Origin of the sequence: Bradyrhizobium sp. CCBAU 51745, assembly GCF_028128715.1 — a bacterium.
Taxonomy (GTDB): Bacteria; Pseudomonadota; Alphaproteobacteria; order Rhizobiales; family Xanthobacteraceae; genus Bradyrhizobium; species Bradyrhizobium manausense.
Map to the genome: position 1 here is coordinate 881,600 of NZ_LBJP01000093.1, position 20,569 is coordinate 902,168.

Here is a 20,569-nt window from a genome sequence, read left to right on the forward strand (position 1 = left end):
GCATCTCCCCTTGGGATTGGAGGTAGGAATTGCGTGTGGCCGCGGAGCGGGCGAATGTCCGATAAACCTCCCCCGGCGTCAGGCCTGGCTGCAACGTACGGTCGGAGAGGATGCAGCAAAGCCCGCTTCGCGCGCGCTTGCTCATGAGCGCGCGCCAGGTTGCCCTTGCAGGAGCGATCAGTAATCCCAGAACACCGGCACCCAGCGGAAGGCATCGCCGGCGATTGCGACATGGCCGACCGATGGAAACGGCATATGCGTGGCCACCAGCAGCTCGCCGCTTTCTGCAAGGTCGCGCAAGAGGCGGACGCGAACGCGCGCCGCCTCTTCGGGATCGTGCTCGAAGCCGTTGTGCCATTCGGGCTGGTCGAACCCGACGGCAAACACGGCGTCGCCGGCGAATGTCAATGCGTCCCCGCCGGACGCCACGCGAACCACGCTGTGTCCGGGCGTATGGCCGCCGGTGCGGCGAACGATGACACCGGGTGCAACCTCGTGCTGCGCATCGAACGGGCGTATCTGGCTGCCGTACATCTTCACGAACTGCCGGGCAGCGGCCCGAAGCGCATCCGGGAATCCCTGCGGCATGTTGGTGTGGGTGAAGTCGGGCGCTTCCCAGAATTTGAGCTCGGCTGCCGCGACGTGGATGCGCAGGTCCTTGCGCAGCCGATCCTTCACGCCGTCGACCAGGAGGCCGCCGACATGGTCCATGTGCAGGTGGGTCAGCACCAGGTCGGTCACGGATGCGAGATCGATCCCCGCGGATTCGAGCCGTTTGATCAACTGACCGGCCCGCGGCAAGTGCAAATTCGGGTCTGAGCCCAGCCCGGCGTCGATGAGGATGGTCTTGTCGCCGCTTCGCACCATCACTGCGTTGAGGGCCCAGTCGAACGCGTCCGGCGGCAGGAACATGTCCTTGAGCCAGCTTGCCCGGCTTGCCGGATCGGCGTTGTGCGCCAGCATGGTGGTTGGCAACGGCAGCACGCCGTCGCTGACGACCAGTACGTCGATCTCGCCGATACGGACCGCATAGCGCGACGGGACGAGCTCTTCGGGTTTCGATTTCAGGGAAGCGTTGTGCAGATTCATGTTGGTCTCCTGTTGAAGGTCGCTGATGGCGAGTTGTTCAAAGAGCGGTGACGCGCTCGGGGTCGGCCGAGGCGAGGGCGGCGGCGCGCTCGGCTTTCGGCGGGTAGATCCAGACGGTGTTGATTTCCTGCTTGGTCTTCTTGGCGACATCGCCGACCATCTCGACCGTGCGTTCCCAGCCGCGGGTGAACAGCGCGCCGGCCTCGCCGAGGTCGAGGCAGGTGACATAGGCCTTCTGGTGATAAGGCCTGGTCGCAACGCCCAGCAGCTCGGCAGCAGCATTGTTGCCGGCGAAGGCGCCCATCCGCGTCGCATGCTGGCACGACATCAGCGCGTAATTGCCGACGTCGTCACACGCAGCCCGTGCGGCATCGCCGGTGGCGAAGACGCCATCGACCTTCGGAACGCGTAGGTCACCGTCGACCAGCAGCCGGCCGAACTGGTCGCGCTCGGCCGGGATCTGCGTCGTCAACGGAGCTGCGCGGATGCCGGCAGCCCAGATCACGGTTTCGCATGCGATATGTTCGCCGCTGGAAAGCGTAACGCCTGATTTGTCGAGCGAGGTAACGCCGGCACCGAGCCTGGTTTCGACGCCGAGCTTGCCGAGCGCCTCCTCGATGATCGGACGGGGGCCCGGGCCCATGTCGGGCGCGATCGCCTGGTTGCGGTCGACAATGACCACGCGCAATTCCGCATCGTTGCCGAGAATCCTGCGCAGGCGCGATGGCACCTCGGTTGCGGCCTCGATGCCGGTGAATCCGCCGCCTGCGACGACAACGGTATTGCGTGCCTTCGAGGCGGGACGGTTCGACAGGCCGTGCAGATGGCGGTCGAGCGCGATGGCGTCATCAAGCTGGTCGACGCTGAAGCCGTGCTCGGCCAGGCCCGGAACGTTCGGCCGGAACAGGCGGCTGCCGGTGGCGATCACCAGCCGGTCATAGGACAGCTTCCTCTTCGTGCCTTGCGCGGCAGCGATCTCGACGACCTTCGCCGCGGTATCGATCGCCTCGGCATGGCCCCTGACATAGACGACGTCGATCGCCTTCAGCACGCCCTCCAGCGGCGCCGTCAAGGTTTCGGGTTTCGGTTCGTAGAGCCGCGGCCGAACCACCAGCGTCGGCTCGGGCGCGACCAGCGCGATCTCGAGCCTGTCGGGCGAAACGCCCTGGATCTCGCGCAGGCGGGCGGCGGAAAGGGCGGCATACATGCCGGCGAAGCCGGCGCCGATGATGACGATGCGCATGTCTGATGTTCCTTGGTTGAGATGAGTGCAATGGAGCGAGGGTGTTGTTTAGGCATGATCTCCGCGCAAACGCGTTCCGCTGATGTCGCGAGGGAAAACCGCTTCGCACTTTTCCGGATCATGCTTCAGGCCGTCACGAACTTGAGCAGATCGGCGTTGACGATGTCGGGATGCGTGGTGCAGAGGCCGTGCGGCAGCAGGTCGTAGATCTTCAGGGTGCTGTGCATCAGAAGCCGGGCCGACAGCGGCGCCGAGCCGGCAACGGGGACGATCTGGTCGTCGCCGCCGTGCAGGACCAGCGTCGGCACCGTGATGCTTCGCAGGTCCTGGCTGAAGTCGGTCTCGGAGAAAGCCTTGATGCCGTCGTAATGGGCCTTGCTGCTGCCCATCATGCCTTGACGCCACCAATTCCAGATCGCCGCCTGCGAGGGCTCTGCGCCTGGGCGATTGTAGCCGTAGAACGGCCCGCTCGCGAATTCGAGGTAGAACTGCGACCTGTTGGCGGCGAGCTGCCGCCGCAAGCCATCGAACACCTCGAGCGGCAAGCCACCTTGATTGGCCTCGGTCTTGAGCATCAGCGGCGGCACCGCGCCGATCAGCACCAGCTTGGCCACGCGGTCTCGGCCATGACGCGCGACGTAGCGCGTGGCCTCGCCGCCGCCCGTGGAGTGGCCGATGTGAACGGCGTTGCGAAGATCGAGATGTTCGGCGAGCCGCGACGTCGGCGGCATAGTGGTCCATGTCGTGGCCGTCGCTGATCTGGCTCGAGCGGCCATGGCCGCGGCGATCATGCGCGATCACGCGAAAACCCTTGCCGAGGAAGAACAGCATCTGGCCATCCCAGTCGTCGGCGCTGAGCGGCCAGCCGTGATGGAAGACGATCGGCTGCGCCGACCTCGGTCCCCAGTCCTTGTAGAAGATGTTGACGCCGTCGCTGGTGGTGACGTAGGTCGCGGCGTCGTACCTCCCGGTCGAGAGGGCGGCTGTTTTCATATCGCCGCCTGCCGCCGAGGTGGAGCGCAGGGTCATCGACGCCGCATACATGAGCGTCGTTGCGAGAATGCTTCGTCGCGAGGTACTCGCGAACTGGCTGACAGAGCTGATCAAGGCCATTTGCAGTTTCCGTTTCAGGAGTGGGGGCGCTGCGATTCCTAGCGAGCCGCACGTGCCGATGCCCCAGTGCGATTGACGTGATTGCAGCGCGATTGCTGCTAACGCACGCGCCGACGCCAATCGCTCGGCGATTCTCCGGTCAGTTTTCGAAAAGCCGCCGCGAAGGCGGTCTGCGAGGAGTAGCCGAGCGCGGCTGCGATCGAGACGACAGGCGTGTCGGTGTCGCGCAGCATGTTCATGGCCTGCTCAAGCCGATGCTGGCGCAGCCAGGCATGAGGAGAAAGTCCGGTGCTGTCCTTGAATGCGCGACAGAAGTGAAAGCGCGACAGGCCGGCCTCGGCGGCAAGAGCCGCGAGCGACACGTCGGCATCGCTGTCCGAGCGCAGGCGTTCGATTGCGCGGAGCAGCGTCTTTGGCGCCAGTCCGCCTCTGGCCGGCGTGATCACGTTCGGTGAGCCGGTGTGCGCGGCAAGAAGGCGCGTGGCCAGCAGATCCATGAGCTGCTGCCTGAACAGGGTGTCCAGGGCCTCGTTGCCCTCCAGCACGTCTGCTGCACTCAGGAGCAGACGGGATGTCACGGGATCGGGATGAGCGGTTCGCTCCAGAAGTTCGGCCGTAGAGCCGGCTTCGGCTTCGTCCGCAACACGCCTCAGCGTTGTCTGCGGAAGATAGAGCTGGAGGACGTCGACCGGTTTTGGGATGTCCCACCGGGAGCTCGATCCTTCCGGAATGATGATCACGACGCCCGGACGAAACGTCCCGATCGCGATGGATCGTCCGGACCGACGCTCCATGCGCTGGACCGAGCCGTTGTAAGCCATGATGACGTGGTGGTTCATGGGCTCCACGACGTCGTGCAACGGCTCGTGCTTCCAGTGCGCAATCCCGGCGCCGGATGCATCCAATGCCATGCGAAAAGGCACTGTTCCGAGCACGCGGGCCATCTCGGCGTCGGCAGCCGGCCGGTCGCCGCCCGGAGCGAACTCGCGCCGGTCTTTCGGCTGGTCTTGGGGCTGGTCTTGGGGCCGGTCTTGGGGCCGGTCTTGGGACGCGGCGGGCATTTCGTTCGACGATTCGCGCAAGCTGGCGTTGCTCATGGAGTTTGACTCGCGTGGGGGCGCATCGCTGCATGCGCGACGTCGTGATCATGCCGTCAGCCGCCGCATGACGGGGCCGTACGGTATGTCTGCTGATCTCTGTTCAACGGATGGACCGGTGGTCGAGGACGTTTCGTCGCAACTCCGGCACCGTTGATTTGCGGGTTCTAGGCGGCGCGAAAAGCCGCGTCTTTCCTGATACTGCCCCGCCTTGCCTGATCCTGCTCCGCGGACCCGTTGCGCTCACAGCTTGCGTGCGTTTGTGAAAAGTCGTGATCCCCTCGTTGCGGTCGACGACGGACCCGAGTCGTACCGGCCCTCACCTGATCGTTCTGAAATCATTGCCAAATCTGGCGGGGCCGGGCCTGCGCGGCAGGCCCCGCCGAGTGCGACATCGGCAAGTCGTGGACAGCGATCGGTGAATGGCCGATACACCGTGTGCGAATTGGCAGGATGCAGTGGCCTGCGCGACCCTTCACGGAAGAAACGGGCTATGACCAGGACAGGCGCTTACGGCGAACGGTTCGGAGAGTTCCTTCGCCTCGAGCAAGCTCCGCCCTCGCTGCTGAGCCGTTCGCTGCGCAGCACCGAGATCGCCGTCACCGAAACGCGCAACCACAATCCCGTGCCGGGTCTTTCCGGTTCGTTCGCTCTGGAAGATGCCTATCTCGTCAGCCTGAAGCTGCGCGACTATCCCGCCTGCGAGATCTGGGAGCAGGGACGTCACCTCAAGAAGACGGATGTCCATGCCGGCACGACCTATCTGTACGATCTCAAAGCCGACCCGCGTTATGTGATCGACAAGCCGTTCCACTCTCTCCATTTCTATGTGCCGCATTCGGCACTCGATAGCCTCGCCGATCAGTCGGGAGCGCGGCGCATCGATGCGCTTGATTGCCGCCCTGTCGGGCATGATGACGCCATCGTCCGTCATATTGGCGCGTCCTTGCGCGAGGGCCTGCGCCGGCCCGATGAGGCCAATCAGCTCTTCACCGATCACATGATGCTGGCGCTCACCGCCCATGTCGCGCAGACCTATGGAGGTTTTCGGCAGACGGCCGAGACCGGCAGAGGTGCGCTTGCCCCGTGGCAGCTGGCGCGCGCTTGCGACAAGCTCGAAGCGGATCTCGGCGGCAAGCTGCCGTTGCAGGCCGTTGCGGCCGAGCTCGGCCTCTCGGTCAGTCATTTCTCGCGTGCGTTTCGTGCCTCGACCGGCTTGCCGCCCTATCGCTGGCTTCTGCATCATCGCGTGAGGACCGCCAAACGTTTGATGGGCGCCCACGGCGTGTCGCTGTCCGAGGTCGCGATTTCGGCCGGCTTTGCCAACCAGAGCCACTTCACGCGGGTCTTCTCGGCGATAACAGGCGTCAGCCCGGGCGCGTGGCGTCGCGATGCGCTGGGGGCGACGAGCCGCGAAGGTTGATTCCATCGCGGCCGACCAGCACATCATCATCGACCACCCGCGTCCGCGCCTTCGGCGCGCGAGCATCCGTTCAAGAGTTCGCTGCAAAACAATGGTTGCTTGACAGCCACTCTCATCTCCAGCAGTCTCAGGTTGAATAACCTTCGAATGATTTTTGCTTTGCTCGTTTGATTTCTTGGGAACCAAACGCGGAGCGTTCATATGACGGTTATTCCTCCCGCCAGTGGAGTCACGCTCCACGATGGCGACACGATGGATGTCAGTGGCGGCATTTCCGTCGATGCCACGTGGATCCTGACTGGCGGTTCGCAGACCGTCGGCGGATCCTCCACGATAAGCACGGCAACCAACACGAACATCTTTGGCGGAGAGCAGGACGTCGTCTTCAACGGCGTCGCGAGCTATACGACCATCTACCAGGGCGTCCAGCGCGTCACCGGCTCATATGTCCATGAGGGACCATCGCCCGGCAGGGCTGATCACACCGCCATCGATGGCGGCGAGCAGGACGTCGACACCGGCATCGCAACGGCGACGACGGTCAATTCAGGCGGCATCCAGAACGTGACCAATGGTGGCAGCGCCAGCGACACCATTGTCAAATCCGGCGGCGTTCTCAAAGTTTCGGGAGAGACTGTCGAAACGGCACCCGTGTATCCGGAACCCGTGATCCGAAGCGTGGCGACCGGTGCAACCGTCGAGTACCAGGGCGAATTCGACGTCACTGGGGGCGGGACCACGGAAAACGCGATCGTCCATGGCGGCGTCATGACGGTCTCGGGCTCGATACCGGATCCATTCGCCAACGTTCCAGGCCAGCCATCCGTCGACGCCAGCATGGCGATCGGCACCACCATCGAAAATGGTGGAACCTTGACGGTGTCCAACGGCGCGTTGGCATCCGGCACGACCCTCCAGATCTTCGCGACGCTGAATGTGGATGCAGGTGGCACCGCGACCGGCACGACAATCAATTTGGGAACGATGCAGCTGTCCGCCGGCGCGACGGCGACCAACACGACCGTCAATCAAGGCGGCGTTTTCATCGTCCTCGGCAATGCCAGTTTTTCGGGAACGGTCTTCAACGCCGGCAGCACCTTCGAGATCGGCGGCGGTACGGTTGAAAACGGATTTACGGTTCAGAATGGCGTGACGTTGACCGTCTTGGACGGCGGCGTTCTCGAGAACAGCGTTGTCACCGCAGGCGGAACGCTCATGCTTGAAGGTGGCGCGACGTTCTCAAAGACCACCTTCCAGAGTGGCGCAACGTTGGTTGTCGACTTTGACTACGCGGTAGACGGCTTCACCGTAGCTGATGGCATCACGTACAAGGTGATCGGCACGGCCACGAACACGACGATATTGGCGGACGGCAAGCAAATCGTCGGCCAGTTCGGAGAGGGAGGTTCCGCGACCAACACCGTCATCAATGGGGGTGAGCAGGATGTCGAGCTGCTCGCCACCGCGAGCTACACCACGATCAATATGGGCGGCATTCAGCATGTCGCCGGCCTTTACATCCATGATGAGCCGGGACCGGGACGGGCCGATCACACCACGATCAACAATGGCGGCGAACAAGATGTCGATACCGGCATCGTCTCATCGACCACCGTCAATGCCGGCGGCGTCCAGAATCTCACCAATGGGGGCATTGCCAGCGGCACCATCGTCAAATCGGGCGGTGTCATCAATGCGTCCGGAGAGACCGTCTATTATTCGCCTGGCGGCTATTTCGCCACCGTCATCAGAAGCAAATTCGACTCGGCAGACGTCGAGAGCGGCGGCCAATTGCACCTGACCGGGGCGGGGATCGCCAAGAACGCCACCATCGATGGCGGTGTGATGACGGTATCGGGTTCGATACCGGATCCTGTGACTAACGACCCAAGTTTACCGCCCGACCCAAGCGCACCGGCGGTCGACGCCAGCGAGGCGACTGGTACAATCCTCAATTCCGGTAGCGTTTCCGTCTCGGACGGCGGAATCGTCACCTCCACAACCCTGAACGGCGGCACGCTTGACGTGCTCGATCAGGGCACCGCGAACGCTTCGACAATCCATCACGGCGCCACGGAGCTCGTGGAAGCAGGCGGCATTGTCGGCGCAACCACGATCGCTGGAGGGACCCTTGACCTCAAGGCGGGTGCAATCGCTGACGACGTGATCAGTTTTGCCGGCCAGGGCATACTCAAGATCGAGCAGAAGCTGGTGTCGGGTCCGTCGACCTTTGCGAGCCAGATCGACGGCATCTTGCTCGGCGACCAGATCGATCTGACCGGGCTGTCCTATAGCAGCGGCGCAACGGCGACTGTTTCCGGCTCGACGCTCACGGTCAGCAACGGCACGGCGAGCGAGACCTTCACTCTGGCGGATACGTCAGTCACGCATTTCGGCATCACGAAAGACGGCGCCGGCGGCATCTTGCTGACAGCAGACACGCATCCGACCGGTCCTACGACGATCAATGGCCCGGCATCCGGTTATGCGATCATCGAGGGCACGACGGGCGATGACATCATCCACGCCTATGGCATGTTCAATGTCATCCACGGCAATGGCGGGAACGATGCGATCTACGCCGGACTGTACGGCACGGTTGATGTGCCGAGCGGCGACAGCATCGTGCATCTGCAGGGGTTCGACAACCACGTCACCGGCGGTGACGGCAATGTCACGGTGACGGGGGCGACAGGCGCGACCATGATCGCGCTCGGCAATGGCAATGACACCATCGATGCCAGCGGTTATGGAAACATCATCACGCTGGGCAATGGCAAGAATATCGTTCATCCCGGTGACGGTGCGAGCACAATTACGGCCGGCAATGGCAACGACCAGGTGACGCTCTCCGGATTTGGCAACAAGGTCGTGCTCGGAAACGGCGACGACGTCGTCACGGGCGGCGGCGGCGCCAACAACGTCACGCTCGGCGATGGCGACAACACCGTTGACCTCGGCGGGATGGCCAACCAGATCACCGTCGGTTCCGGAACGAACACGATCATAGCCGGCAACGGATTGGATCCGGCAACGGATTGGATAGCGTCGTTGCCGGCGCGGGCCACGATACCATCACGCTCGGCGGGGTCGCCAATCACGTGACGCTCAACGGATCCACAGCAGATGTGACGAACCAGGTTGGTCAGGACGTCATCACGGCCAATGGCGGATCAGATCAGTTCAACTTTGTCGGGTTCGGCAACCAGGCGATCATCAATGGCCCGGCCCATGTCGACATCGTTGATCACAGCACGGGTTTGACCGTCACTGTCAATTCCGGCAACCAGATCGATACGATTTCCGGCTTTGGTCATGACTCGCTTGGTGTCATCGATCTTGCAAACGGTGCAGGCAATTATCACTCCGTCGCCGACATCATGAGCGCGCTCAGGAGCGATGGCCATGGTGGGACCGTGCTTGCGCTAGGCGGTGGTCCCGACGCGGGGTCGATCGATTTCGTCGACGCCGCGATCAGCCAATTGCACGCATCGAACTTTGCGATCGTGTAGAACGCGGCTTCCTTGCAACGCGAAGGCAAGTGACGGACTCGTTCGCCCCGGGGGGAGGCCGTGGCCCGATCGGAGGCACGTCAGTACCTCTGCCTCACATTTGTGCCTGGTGTTGACCCTGATCAAAGGTCGAGCCGTGGGGAGGGTCACGCTGAGCGAGTCAGTGTTCGCACGGGAGGAAACAACATGATCTTCAACGTCAGGCGTCTTGGGCTGGTGGTGGCAGTGGCGCTGTCAACCGCCGCACCATTGTCGGTCCACACTTCGTCCTCAACACTTCCATCCGTATCACTCGACCGCGCTGAAGCGAGAGTGGGCCGACCGCTGACGCCGATGAGCGTCGCGGGCGTGAACCGCAGAGTGCATCGGCGCGCCTATTACGGCGCGGCGGCGGTTGGAGCTGCCGGGGCTTACGGTGCGTACGGCTACCGCAGGGCCTGCGGATATTATCCGTATCCACCCTGTTATTGAGAGAGCGCGGGGTGACCTTGCCTCTCCCCGCAAGCGGGGAGAGGGAGAGAAATCAAAACTGATACCGCCGCAATCCCCCATCCACCGGGATCACCGTGCCGGTGATGTAGCGCGCCACCGGCGAGGACAGGAACACCGCGAGTGCGGCGAGGTCTTCCGGCTCGCCCCAATAGCCGACCGGGATCTCTTCCTCGGCAAAACGCTCGCGATACTCCGGCGGATAGTTGCGGCGGATCTGCTCGCTCATGATGCGGCCGGGCGGGATGCAGTTGATGGTGATGCCGTGCTCGCCGATTTCGCGCGACAGGCCCTTGGCCCAGGCGTGAACGGCGGCTTTCGCCGCGAAGGCGGCGTTGAGGCCTTCGGGCTCGGACTTGCCGGTAATGTTGACGATGCGGCCCCATTTGCGTTCGATCATCTGCGGCAGCAGCGCATGCGCGATGCGGCGGTAGCTGGTGAAGTTGAGCGCGATCGCCTCGTCCCATTTGCTGTCGGGCGCGTCGACCGGCAGGGGACGGCTGCCGCCGGCATTGTTGATCAGGATGTCGACATGGCCGAGCTCCTTCAGCGCGAAGGCTGAAATCCTTTCGGCCGCGTCCTTGGCCATGACGTCCTGCTCGAACGGCGTGATCAGGCCGGAGCCGACCTCCCTTGCCAGCTCGGCGAGCAGGTCGGTGCGGCGCGCCACGCCGACGACGCGCACGCCTTCGGCGGCGAGGCCCTTGGCGATGGCGCGGCCGATGCCGATGCTGGCTCCGGTGACGACAGCGGTTTTCGATTTCAGCCCGAGGTCCATGGTGACTCGCTCTCTTGATGGGGTCTTGCTTTTTGCTTTCGTTTCCTGCCGATCCCGCGCCGCTTACCGAATTGCCTGGGCGGGAGGAGCAGTGGTAACCAAGGGCGATCTCGAAGGAAACACCAAAAAGAAAAGGCTTGAGCCATGGTCTGGGATCCGCAGCAATATCTGAAGTTCTCCGGCCACCGGCTCCGGCCCGCGGTCGACCTGTTGATGCGCATTCCCGATGTCGGCCCGCGCACGGTTGCTGACCTCGGCGCCGGCGCCGGCAATGTCACCAAGCTGATCAAGGAGCGCTGGCCGTCCGCCGCGGTGACCGGCGTCGAGGGTTCGGCCGAGATGGTGGCTGCGGGGCGCAAGGCCGCGCCCGACGTGGAATGGTCCCATGAAGACCTCGGCCATTGGCGGCCCGCGAAGCAATATGACGTGGTCTATTCCAATGCCGCACTGCACTGGCTGCCCAATCATGCGGCACTCTTCCCCTCGGTCATGGAGAATGTCGCGCCCGGCGGCATGCTTGCGGTGCAGATGCCGCGCAACTTCCTGGCGCCGTCGCATGTCCTGATCGGCGAGACCGCGATGGACGGGCCCTGGCGGTCCAAGGTCGAGCATCTCGTGACGCCGCCGCCGGTCGAGGGGCCGGCCTTCTATCATGATGTGCTCGCGCCGCTGTCGCAGAACATCGACATCTGGGAGACCGAATATCTCCAGGTCCTCGAGGGCGAAAATCCCGTGAAGGAATGGACCAAGGGCACCTGGCTGACGCGGTATCTCGACGTGCTCGAGGGCGACGAGAAGGCCGCGTTCGAGGCCGCCTATGGGATGCGGGTCGCGAAAGCCTATCCCAAGAACGCGGCGGGGCAGACGCTATTCCCGTTCCGGCGGCTGTTCATCGTCGCCCAGCGCAAGGGTTAACAGCGTTTCGGCGATGCGACATAAGCGCTCGCTCCCGTCCGTGGAGCGCGCGCCGGGTTGCGCGTGCGACCGCAGGCAAGATAGCCTTGCTGCGGCATGGTTTCGCTGCGGCAAATTGGGCTTAGGTCTAGTTGTTCGGCTTGCCGATTGCTGCCACTACTGACCTGCAAAACCGATCTGCAAAACCGATCTGCAAAACAAAAAAGAACCCGGTCTTCTAGGGTTGTTGGGGAGGTCCTTCATGCGCAAACTGCTCTTTGCGGTCGCCGCGGCCGCGCTCGCTTTGGCCCCCGTGGTCGCCGAAGCTCAGAGCCCAATCATCATCAAGTTCAGCCACGTCGTCGCCAACGATACGCCGAAGGGCAAGGGCGCGCTGAAGTTCAAGGAACTTGCCGAGAAGTACACCGACGGCAAGGTCAAGATCGAAGTCTATCCGAACTCCTCGCTCTACAAGGACAAGGAGGAGATCGAGGCGCTCCAGCTCGGCTCGGTGCAGATGCTGGCGCCCTCGACCGCGAAATTCGCACCGCTGGGCATCAAGGAATTCGAGGCGCTGGATCTGCCCTGGCTGTTCAAGGACGAAGAGACCTATTCGAACGCGATGAAGGGCGCGGTCGGCAAATGGCTGTTCCAGAAGCTTGAGGCCAAAGGCATTACCGGCCTCGCATTTTGGGACAACGGCTTCCACATGGTGTCGTCGAATCGCCCGCTGATGAAGCCGGAGGATTTCAAGGGCCTCAAATTCCGCATCTCCGGATCCAAGATCGCCGACCAGTATTTCCGCCTGATGGGTTCGATCCCGCAGATCATGGCGTTCTCCGAAGTGTACCAGGCGCTTCAGACCGGCGTGGTCGACGGCTGCGAGAACACCGCGTCGAACTACCTGACGCAGAAGTTCTATGAAGTGCAGAAGGACATCACCGTGTCCTATCACGCGCATCTGCAATACGCAGTGATCGTCAATTCGAAATTCTGGTCCGGTCTGCCGCCTGACATCCGCACCCAGCTCGAGAAGGCGATGGCGGATGCGACCGACTACACCAACCAGATCGCGCACCAGGAGAACGAGGACGCGCTGGCCGAGATCAAGAAGAGCGGCAAGACCACGCTGCATTATCTCAGCGATGCCGACCGCAAGGCATGGCAGGAGGCGATGCAGCCGACCTATAAATGGGCCAAGGGCCGGGTCGGGCAGGAAGTGCTCGATCTCGTCGCCAAGGAACTCGACGTCAAGATGAACTGACGCGGTTTCCGGCAAGAATATACCAACGGTCGGGAGTGAGTGCACTCCCGACCGTTTCGTATCGACAGGGGGGCTTTGATTTGCTGCGCGTGCTCAACCAGCTGCTCAATCATCTCGAAGAATGGTTGATCGCGACGCTCATTGCGGCTGCAACCGGACTGATCTTCATCGCCGTCGTGCACCGTTACGGTGCTGGCGAATCGATCAACCTGTCGCGCTGGGCGGCTGCGCATGGCATGACGTGGCTCGCATCCGCGTCGATGGCGGTGTTCACCTTCCTGTCCGAGCTCGATCTGTCCTGGGCGCAGGAACTCTGCATCTACATGTTCATCTGGATGGCGAAGTTCGGCGCGGCCTATGGCGTGCGCACCGGCATCCATGTCGGCGTCGACCTGCTCGTCAACCGGCTGCCGGAGCATTCGCGCAAGCACGTCATCCTGTTCTCGCTGCTGTGCGGCGCGCTGTTCACCGGCATGATCGCCGCCTTCGGCGCCTCCTTTGTCGGCGAGATGTTCCACACCGGGCAGCAGTCCAACGACCTGGAAGCGCCGATGTGGTTCGTGTATCTGGCGATCCCGCTCGGCTCCGGCCTGATGTGCTTCCGCTTCCTGCAGGTCTCCTGGTTCTATTACTGGACCGGCGAGCTGCCGCATCATGACGAGACCCATGTCGAGGGCGTGGAAGCCGACGTCTCGCCGGCGCTGCATCCGCAGCCTGCCGGTGCGGCAACGAAAGCTGCTGCGCGAAAGGTTTCGCCGCTCGGCGTCATCCTGATCATGGCGCCGATCCTGATCTTCGCGCTGTGCCTTGGCGAAAAGACCGGCTTCATCGTGCTGCCGCACTGGATGCGCGCCGCGACCGTGTTCGCGCTGCTGATCGCGCTGATGCTGACGGGCATTCCGGTCTCGATCGCGCTCGGCCTCACCGTGATGACGTTCCTGTTCACGTTGACCGCAGTGCCGATCGAAGCCGTCTCGATGAAGCTCTTCACCGGCATCGAAGGCTTCGAGATCATGGCGATCCCGTTCTTCATCCTCGCCGGAAATTTCCTCACCCATGGCGGCGTCGCGCGCCGCATGATCAACTTCGCGACCTCGCTGATCGGGCACTGGCACGGCGGCCTCGGCCTTGCCGGCATCGTCGCCTGCGCGATGTTCGCGCTGGTCTGCGGCTCCAGCGTCGCGACCGTCGCCGCGATCGGCGCCATCGTGCTGCCGGAGATGGTCCGCCACGGCTATCCCATGCGCTTCGGCGCCGGCATCATCACGGTCGCGGGCTCGCTCGGCATCCTGATGCTGCCGTCGATCCCGAAGATTGTTTACGCCGTTTCGACCAACACCTCGATCGGCGCGCTGTTCGTTGCCGGCCTGCTCCCCGGCATCATGCTGACGACGATGCTCTGCATCGTCACCTGGTGGCTGGCGCGCAACCGCGACTATCCGCGGATGCCGAAGGCGAGCTGGGGCGAGACTGTTCGCACCTTCCGCGAGAGCATCTGGGGCTTGATGCTGGTCGTCATCATCATCGGCGGCATCTATAGCGGCCTGTTCACCGCCACCGAGGCCGCCGCGATGGCCGCGGTCTATTCCTTTATCATCGCCGTGTTCGTCTACAAGGCGATCAGGATGTCGGATGTGCCGCGCGTGCTGCTGCGCGCCGCCAATACCAGCGCGATGCTGCTCTACATCGTCACCAATGCGGTGCTGTTCTCCTTCGTGCTCTCCAACGAGAATTTGCCGGCCACGCTCGCCGACTGGATCGCGGCGCAGAACCTCGGCTGGGTCGGCTTCCTGCTCGTCGTCAACGTGCTGCTGCTGCTCGCCGGCAACTTCATGGAGCCGAACTCGATTATCCTGATCATGGCGCCGATCCTGGCGCCGGCCGCCAAGAAGCTCGGCATCGATCTCGTGCATTTCGGCATCGTCATGGACGTCAACATGGAGGTCGGCCTCTGCCATCCGCCAGTCGGCCTGAACCTGTACGTGGCCTCGATGATAGCCCGAATGCGCATCACCGACCTCGCTGTCGCGGTGATGCCGTGGCTGCTCACCATGCTCGGCTTCCTGGTCATCGTGACCTATTGGCCCGATTTGACGCTGTGGCTGCCGCGGGTGCTGGGGATGCATTAGCCGCCGCCGTGGTGGGGTAGGGGCGGTGGTGCCGCGCCCTCCGGCATCGCCACACACTCAATGTCATCGCCCGGCCAGTGCGCAATTGCGCACTAGGACCGGGCGATCCAGTATTCCAGAGACGGCAAGGCAGTGGGCCTTGAGGTGAGGGCGCCCTTTACTCCGCGCTGCTCACCAGCTTGATGCGTGGCGCCTGTTCTTCGGTCAGGCTGCGGTAGGCGGCGAGATAGTCGAGTGCCATCCGCCGCGCGGTAAAGCGTTTCTCGAACTGCTTGCGGATGGCGGCGCGATCAAGCTGGGCGAGGCGGTTCACGACACCTGCGGCGCTGAGGACGTCCTCGACGACGAAGCCGGTGAGGCCCTCATCGATGATTTCAGGCACCGAGCCGCGGTTGAAGGCAATCACCGGTGTGCCGCAGGCCATGGCTTCGATCATCACCAGGCCAAACGGCTCCGGCCAGTCGATCGGCAGCAACAGGCCGAGCGCGCCGCTCAAAAAGTCCGATTTCTCGTGGTCGCTGATCTCGCCGATGAAATCCACCAGCGGATTGCCTGCGATCATCGGCTTGATCAGCTCGTCATAATAATCCTGGTCGGCGCGATCGACCTTGGCTGCGATCTTCAGGGGGATGCCGCAATGCATCGCGATCTTGATGGCGCGGTCGACGCCCTTCTCCGGCGCGATGCGGCCGAGCACGGCGAGATATTCCTGTTTCGCCGGCTTCGGCACCAGCAGGTTCTCGGGCAGGCCGTGGTGGATGGTGGTGACCCAGTTCGCCTGCGGCACCGGCCGCCGCTGCGCGTTCGAGATCGAGATGACCGGCATCTTGGAGAAAGTATTGAACACCGGCTGATGCTCCGGCAGGTCGAGCCGGCCATGCAGCGTGGTGAGGAACGGCGTCGGCTGCCGGTGGAACAGCGACCACGGATAATAGTCGAGATGGAAATGGAGGAAGTCGAACTCCTCGTCGTCACATTTCTGCCGCACCCGCTCCAGCAGCACCATGTGCAGTGCGTTGGGATCCCGCACGGAACCGTCGAGGCGAAGCGCCCGCGGCCACAATGCGTCGAGCTTCGCCGACGTCTGCGAATCGCCGCTGGCGAACAGGGTGACGTCGTGTCCAAGGGCCACCAACTCTTCCGTCAACCAATGCACCACCCGCTCGGTGCCGCCATACAGCTTGGGTGGAACAGCCTCCGTCAACGGAGCTACCTGCGCGATGCGCATCTCACCATCTCCTCTGCGATCATGTGGAACGTTGGAACCCCCGCCGTGTAATCGGCACCGGCATGCCAACAAGGGAACGTTCCCGCAGTTGCGAAGTTCCTCTCAACAAACGTTACTTATTCGACACATCGCGCACATGTCTCGATGCTGCCATCTCCTCTTCGCAGATCGTCCGCATCCGCATGTCGTGATGGCGTTGCCCGGGAACCGAGGCGAACTGGTCGTTGTTCAATCGACCAGCCAGAACAATTGAAATCACGACGGGGTCTCATGGATCATCTTTCTGGATACGCGCGCAGGCCATTTGCATTTGTCTTGCGCTACCTGCGGCGACGGCTGGCGTCGCATCTCGTGATCCTGACCGCTGTGGTGGCAGCCGTTGCCTGCTCGGTGGGCACGCAGTACGGCGTCAAATCTCTCGTCGACGCGTTGTCGGCGGGAACTTCACATGGCGGTAGCGTATGGCTGGCATTCATTCTGCTCATGTCACTGATCGCCGCCGACAATTTTCTGTGGCGGATCGCCAGCTGGACGGCGAGCTTCACCTTCGTCCGTGTCACCGGCGATTTGCGCCGCGACATCTTTCGTCATCTGACCGGGCATGCGCCGAGTTACTTCCTGGACCGCATGCCGGGCATGCTGACGAGCCGCATCACCGCCACGTCCAATGCGGTGTTCACGGTCGAGAACATGTTCGTCTGGAATGTGTTGCCCCCGTGCATTGCCACAATTGCGGCAATCGGGCTGATCGGAACCGTAAGTCCTTATATGGCGGCGGGCCTGACCGTGATCGCCGGCGGCATGGTGATGGCGATGTTCCGCCTGGCCGCGGCCGGCAAGCCGTTGCACGACGACTTCGCCGACAAGGCGGCCGCCGTCGACGGTGAGATGATTGACGTTATCAGCAATATGCCGCTGGTCCGCGCCTTCTGCGGCATCGGCCACGAGCATGAGCGGTTCGACGCCACGGTGAGCCGGGAAGTCAATGCGCGCGGACGCAGCCTGCGCTATCTGGAGAAGCTGCGGCTGCTGCATGCCGCCGTGACCGTGATCCTGACGATCGCCCTGATGGCCTGGGCCGTCACGCTCTGGCAGCAGGGCGAGGCGACCACCGGCGACGTCGTGCTGGTCTGTACCCTCGGTATCTCCATCCTGAGCGCGACCCGCGATCTTGCCGTCGCGCTGGTCGATGTCACCCAGCACGTCGCGCGCCTGACCGAGGCGATCGCGACGCTGCTGGTGCCGCACGAGCTGCGCGATCACCCCGAGGCCGAGCCCCTGGTCAAGAGCGGTGCCGCGATCGCGTTCAACAATGTCACCTTCGGCTATCCGGGGGCTGAGAAGATCTTCGAGCGCTTCAGCCTGCGGCTGCAGCCCGGTCAGCGCGTCGGCCTGGTCGGGCAGTCCGGCGGCGGCAAGTCCACCCTGTTCACGCTGCTGCAACGCTTCTACGACGTCGACGAGGGCAGCATCACCGTCGATGGCCAGGACATCTCCAAGGTCACGCAGCAGAGCCTGCGCGAGGCGATCTCGGTGGTACCGCAGGACATCTCGCTGTTTCATCGCTCGATCCGCGAGAACATCCGCTACGGCCGGCCGAACGCGACGGACGACGAGGTGCTGCGCGCCGCGATCGCAGCGCGCTGCGATTTCATCGACAGCCTGCCCGACGGTCTCGACACCATGGTCGGCGACCGCGGCGTCAAAATGTCCGGCGGCCAGCGCCAGCGCATCGCGATCGCGCGCGCCTTCGTGAAGGACGCGCCGATCCTGCTGCTGGATGAGGCCACCGCCGCGCTCGACAGCGAATCCGAGGAGGCGATCCGCGAGGCGCTGTCGCGCCTGATGCGCGGCCGCACCGTGATCGCGATTGCGCATCGCCTCGCGACGCTGCGCAATTTCGACCGCGTCGTCGTGCTCAGGAACGGCAAGATCATCGAGGACGGAGCGCCCGACCGGCTGATGCAGGGTCATGGTCCGTACCGCGAGCTGGTGACGCAGGAAATGAGCCGGCTCGCGAAGTTCGCCGCGTAAACCCAACAGTTGCGTTTGCGTTGGTCGCCTTCGAAACACTGGCAGCAGGGGAGCAGCTCATGGCAGTCGAAGCCGCAACCAGGATCAACTCGGCCTCGCAGACGATAGAGGCCGTTGCCGAGCAGCCGTTCTACATTCCAATGACGGGGCCCGCCGCGCGGCCCCGTCGCTCGCTCAAGCACGACGACACCTTCATCGTGCTGGACAGCCATGGCGACATCGGCGCCTCGGCCGGCGGGCCGGACGGCCTGTTCAACTGCGACACGCGTTATCTGGCGCGGCTGGAGCTGGTGCTCGACGATCTCCAGCCGCTGCTGCTCGGCTCGAACCTGCGCGACGACAATTCGGGTCTGACGGTCGACCTCACCAACCCCGATATCTATCGCCAGGGCCGCATCGTCCTGCAAAAGGACCTGCTGCACATCGTGCGCACCATCTTCCTGTGGCGCGGCACGGCGTATCAGCGCATCGGACTGCAGAACCACGGCGAGCAGCCGGCCTCCTTCGAGCTGACGCTGCTGTTCGACAATGATTTTGCCGATCTGTTTGAAGTGCGCGGCGAGCGGCGGCCGCGCCGGGGGACCGGCACCAGCAGGCTGCTCGGGCCCACCGACGTGCTGTTCGAATATCGCGGCCTCGACGAAGTCGAGCGCATCACCGGCCTGCATTTCGATCCGCGCCCGACGCGGCTCTCGGTCAATGCCGCGACCTGGCAGCTCGAGCTCGATCCGCACGAAGCCAAATCGCTGTTCGTGGCCGTGTCGTGCAACCGGCCGCTCGCGGAGAAGCCGGCGCGCTTCTTCCGGGGCCTGCTGGCGCATCGGCGCGAGATGCGGCGATCGGCGATCGGCACGACCAGCATCGAGACCTCCAACAACATCTTCAACGAGGTGCTGTGCCAGGCCATGGCCGACCTCAACATGCTGATGACGGAGACGCCGCAGGGGCGCTATCCCTATGCCGGCATTCCCTGGTATTCGACCACGTTCGGCCGCGACGGCCTGATCACGGCGCTGCAGATGCTGTGGGTCGATCCGCGGGTGGCCAAGGGCGTGCTGCGGCGGCTTGCGCATTTCCAGGCCAAGGCGGTCGACCCGCTCGCCGACGCCGCGCCCGGAAAGATCCTGCACGAGATGCGCGGCGGCGAGATGGCGGCGCTGCGCGAGGTGCCGTTCTCGCAATATTACGGCAGCGTGGATTCGACGGCGCTGTTCGTCCTGCTTGCCGGTCGCTATTTCGAGCGGACCGGCGATGAGAACACACTGGTGGAGCTGTGGCCCGCGATCGAGGCGGGGCTTGCCTGGATCGACGGTCCCGGCGATCCTGATCAGGACGGCTTTGTCGAATACCAGCGCGCGACCGAAAAGGGGCTCGCCAACCAGGGCTGGAAGGATTCCTACGACGCGATCTTCCACGCCGACGGCAAGCTCGCGGAAGGCAATATCGCGCTCGCCGAAGTCCAGGGCTATGTCTTTATGGCCAAGCAGCTCGCTGCGCGGTGCGCACGGACGCTGGGCAAGCCCGACCTCGCCAGCAAGCTCGAGGCGGAGGCCAAGGCGCTCGCCGAACGTTTTGAGGCGGCGTTCTGGTGCGAGGAGCTTGGTACCTATGCTGTCGCGCTGGACGGTCAGAAGCGGCGCTGCGAGGTCCGCACCTCGAATGCCGGGCAGGTGCTGTTCAGCGGCATGGTCCGCGAGGACCGCGCCCGCCTCGTGGCCGCCGATCTGATGCGCCCGCATTTCTTCTCGGGTTGGGGCATCCGCACCGTCGCGCGCGGCGAAGTCCGCTACAATCCGATGTCCTATCACGATGGATCGATCTGGCCGCACGACAACGCACTGATTGCGCTGGGCCTCGCCCATTACGGGCTCAAGCACTCGGTCGCGCACGTCTTCAAGGGCCTGTTCGACGCCGCGGCCTATATGGATCTGCGACGATTGCCGGAATTGTTCTGCGGCTTCCGCCGCGAGAAGCGGCGCGGCCCGACGCTCTATCCGGTTGCCTGCGCGCCGCAGGCCTGGGCCAGCGCGACGCCGTTCACGCTGCTGGAGGCGGCGCTCGGCCTCGAGTTCGACGTCGCGCGCCGAGAGATCCGGCTGCGTAATCCGCATCTGCCGGCATTTCTGAACGAGGTCATCCTGCGCGACCTGCGCCTGGGCGAATCCAGCGTGGATCTGCGCGTCAGCCGCCACGGCCACGACGTGGCGCTGGAGGTGCTGCGCACGCGCGGCCGGATCCAGGTGTCGATCGTGCTGGCGCATTAGCGGCCGCGGCAA

General features: G+C 63.7%; 13 protein-coding genes and 2 pseudogenes. 9 read left to right on the top strand and 6 right to left on the bottom strand.

All coding sequences use genetic code 11. The annotated features are described in order from the left end of the window. Positions 1-177: 177 nt before the first annotated feature. From XH98_RS40360 to XH98_RS40375, 4 genes and pseudogenes are all read right to left on the bottom strand, one after another. On the bottom strand, positions 178-1,089 hold the full coding sequence (locus tag XH98_RS40360; protein ID WP_057753418.1) for an MBL fold metallo-hydrolase: 912 nt from the start codon (positions 1,087-1,089) through the stop codon (positions 178-180). A 37-nt stretch (positions 1,090-1,126) separates the two neighbouring features. After that, a complete protein-coding gene (locus XH98_RS40365) occupies positions 1,127-2,332 on the bottom strand; it encodes an NAD(P)/FAD-dependent oxidoreductase (protein ID WP_271621891.1) in 1,206 nt (401 codons plus the stop codon). A gap of 125 nt (positions 2,333-2,457) precedes the next feature. Beyond that, positions 2,458-3,325, bottom strand: a pseudogene (locus XH98_RS40370) (alpha/beta fold hydrolase). Between the two features lie 218 nt (positions 3,326-3,543). Continuing rightward, complete coding sequence (locus XH98_RS40375; RefSeq protein WP_271621892.1) at positions 3,544-4,542, bottom strand: helix-turn-helix transcriptional regulator; 999 nt, start codon at positions 4,540-4,542, stop codon at positions 3,544-3,546. A 493-nt stretch (positions 4,543-5,035) separates the two neighbouring features. Between XH98_RS40375 and XH98_RS40380 the strand changes: the two genes are divergently transcribed. The 3 genes from XH98_RS40380 to XH98_RS40390 all read left to right on the top strand — a co-directional run bounded on the left by XH98_RS40380 (position 5,036) and on the right by XH98_RS40390 (position 9,477). Further along, positions 5,036-5,965 carry a helix-turn-helix domain-containing protein gene (locus XH98_RS40380; RefSeq protein ID WP_271601759.1) on the top strand — a complete coding sequence of 310 codons (930 nt, stop codon included), beginning with the start codon at positions 5,036-5,038 and terminating at the stop codon, positions 5,963-5,965. Positions 5,966-6,529: 564 nt separating this feature from the next. Continuing rightward, the gene (locus XH98_RS40385; RefSeq protein ID WP_271621893.1) at positions 6,530-9,070 is read left to right on the top strand and encodes an AIDA repeat-containing protein; all 2,541 of its coding nucleotides are present in this window, start codon (positions 6,530-6,532) and stop codon (positions 9,068-9,070) included. Continuing rightward, positions 9,004-9,477: a hypothetical protein gene (locus tag XH98_RS40390; RefSeq protein WP_271621894.1), complete on the top strand. Its 474-nt coding sequence runs from the start codon at positions 9,004-9,006 to the stop codon at positions 9,475-9,477. The genes XH98_RS40385 and XH98_RS40390 overlap by 67 nt, the downstream gene beginning before the upstream one ends. A gap of 523 nt (positions 9,478-10,000) precedes the next feature. On the opposite strand, the gene XH98_RS40400 is transcribed toward XH98_RS40390, so the two are convergent. After that, on the bottom strand, positions 10,001-10,744 hold the full coding sequence (locus tag XH98_RS40400) for an SDR family NAD(P)-dependent oxidoreductase (protein WP_271601761.1): 744 nt from the start codon (positions 10,742-10,744) through the stop codon (positions 10,001-10,003). A 144-nt stretch (positions 10,745-10,888) separates the two neighbouring features. Here XH98_RS40400 and XH98_RS40405 point away from each other — a divergent pair, with 144 nt between their 5' ends. The 4 genes and pseudogenes from XH98_RS40405 to XH98_RS40420 all read left to right on the top strand — a co-directional run bounded on the left by XH98_RS40405 (position 10,889) and on the right by XH98_RS40420 (position 15,031). Continuing rightward, positions 10,889-11,659 carry a methyltransferase domain-containing protein gene (locus tag XH98_RS40405; protein ID WP_271621895.1) on the top strand — a complete coding sequence of 257 codons (771 nt, stop codon included), beginning with the start codon at positions 10,889-10,891 and terminating at the stop codon, positions 11,657-11,659. Between the two features lie 241 nt (positions 11,660-11,900). Beyond that, a complete protein-coding gene (locus tag XH98_RS40410; RefSeq protein WP_271601763.1) occupies positions 11,901-12,902 on the top strand; it encodes a DctP family TRAP transporter solute-binding subunit in 1,002 nt (333 codons plus the stop codon). A 260-nt stretch (positions 12,903-13,162) separates the two neighbouring features. After that, positions 13,163-13,504, top strand: a pseudogene (locus XH98_RS40415) (TRAP transporter small permease); the annotation flags it as partial. Between the two features lie 243 nt (positions 13,505-13,747). Next, complete coding sequence (locus tag XH98_RS40420) at positions 13,748-15,031, top strand: TRAP transporter large permease (RefSeq protein ID WP_057753838.1); 1,284 nt, start codon at positions 13,748-13,750, stop codon at positions 15,029-15,031. A gap of 157 nt (positions 15,032-15,188) precedes the next feature. On the opposite strand, the gene XH98_RS40425 is transcribed toward XH98_RS40420, so the two are convergent. Further along, positions 15,189-16,259 (bottom strand): glycosyltransferase family 4 protein, encoded by a 1,071-nt coding sequence (locus XH98_RS40425; RefSeq protein WP_271601764.1) that lies wholly within the window; start codon positions 16,257-16,259, stop codon positions 15,189-15,191. 270 nt (positions 16,260-16,529) lie between these two features. Here XH98_RS40425 and XH98_RS40430 point away from each other — a divergent pair, with 270 nt between their 5' ends. Next, entirely contained in the window at positions 16,530-18,293 is a 1,764-nt protein-coding gene (locus XH98_RS40430; RefSeq protein WP_271621896.1) for an ABC transporter ATP-binding protein, read from the top strand. Between the two features lie 59 nt (positions 18,294-18,352). Further along, positions 18,353-20,557, top strand: coding sequence for an amylo-alpha-1,6-glucosidase (locus XH98_RS40435; RefSeq protein WP_271621897.1), 2,205 nt, complete (start codon positions 18,353-18,355; stop codon positions 20,555-20,557). The last annotated feature ends 12 nt before the right edge of the window (positions 20,558-20,569 follow it).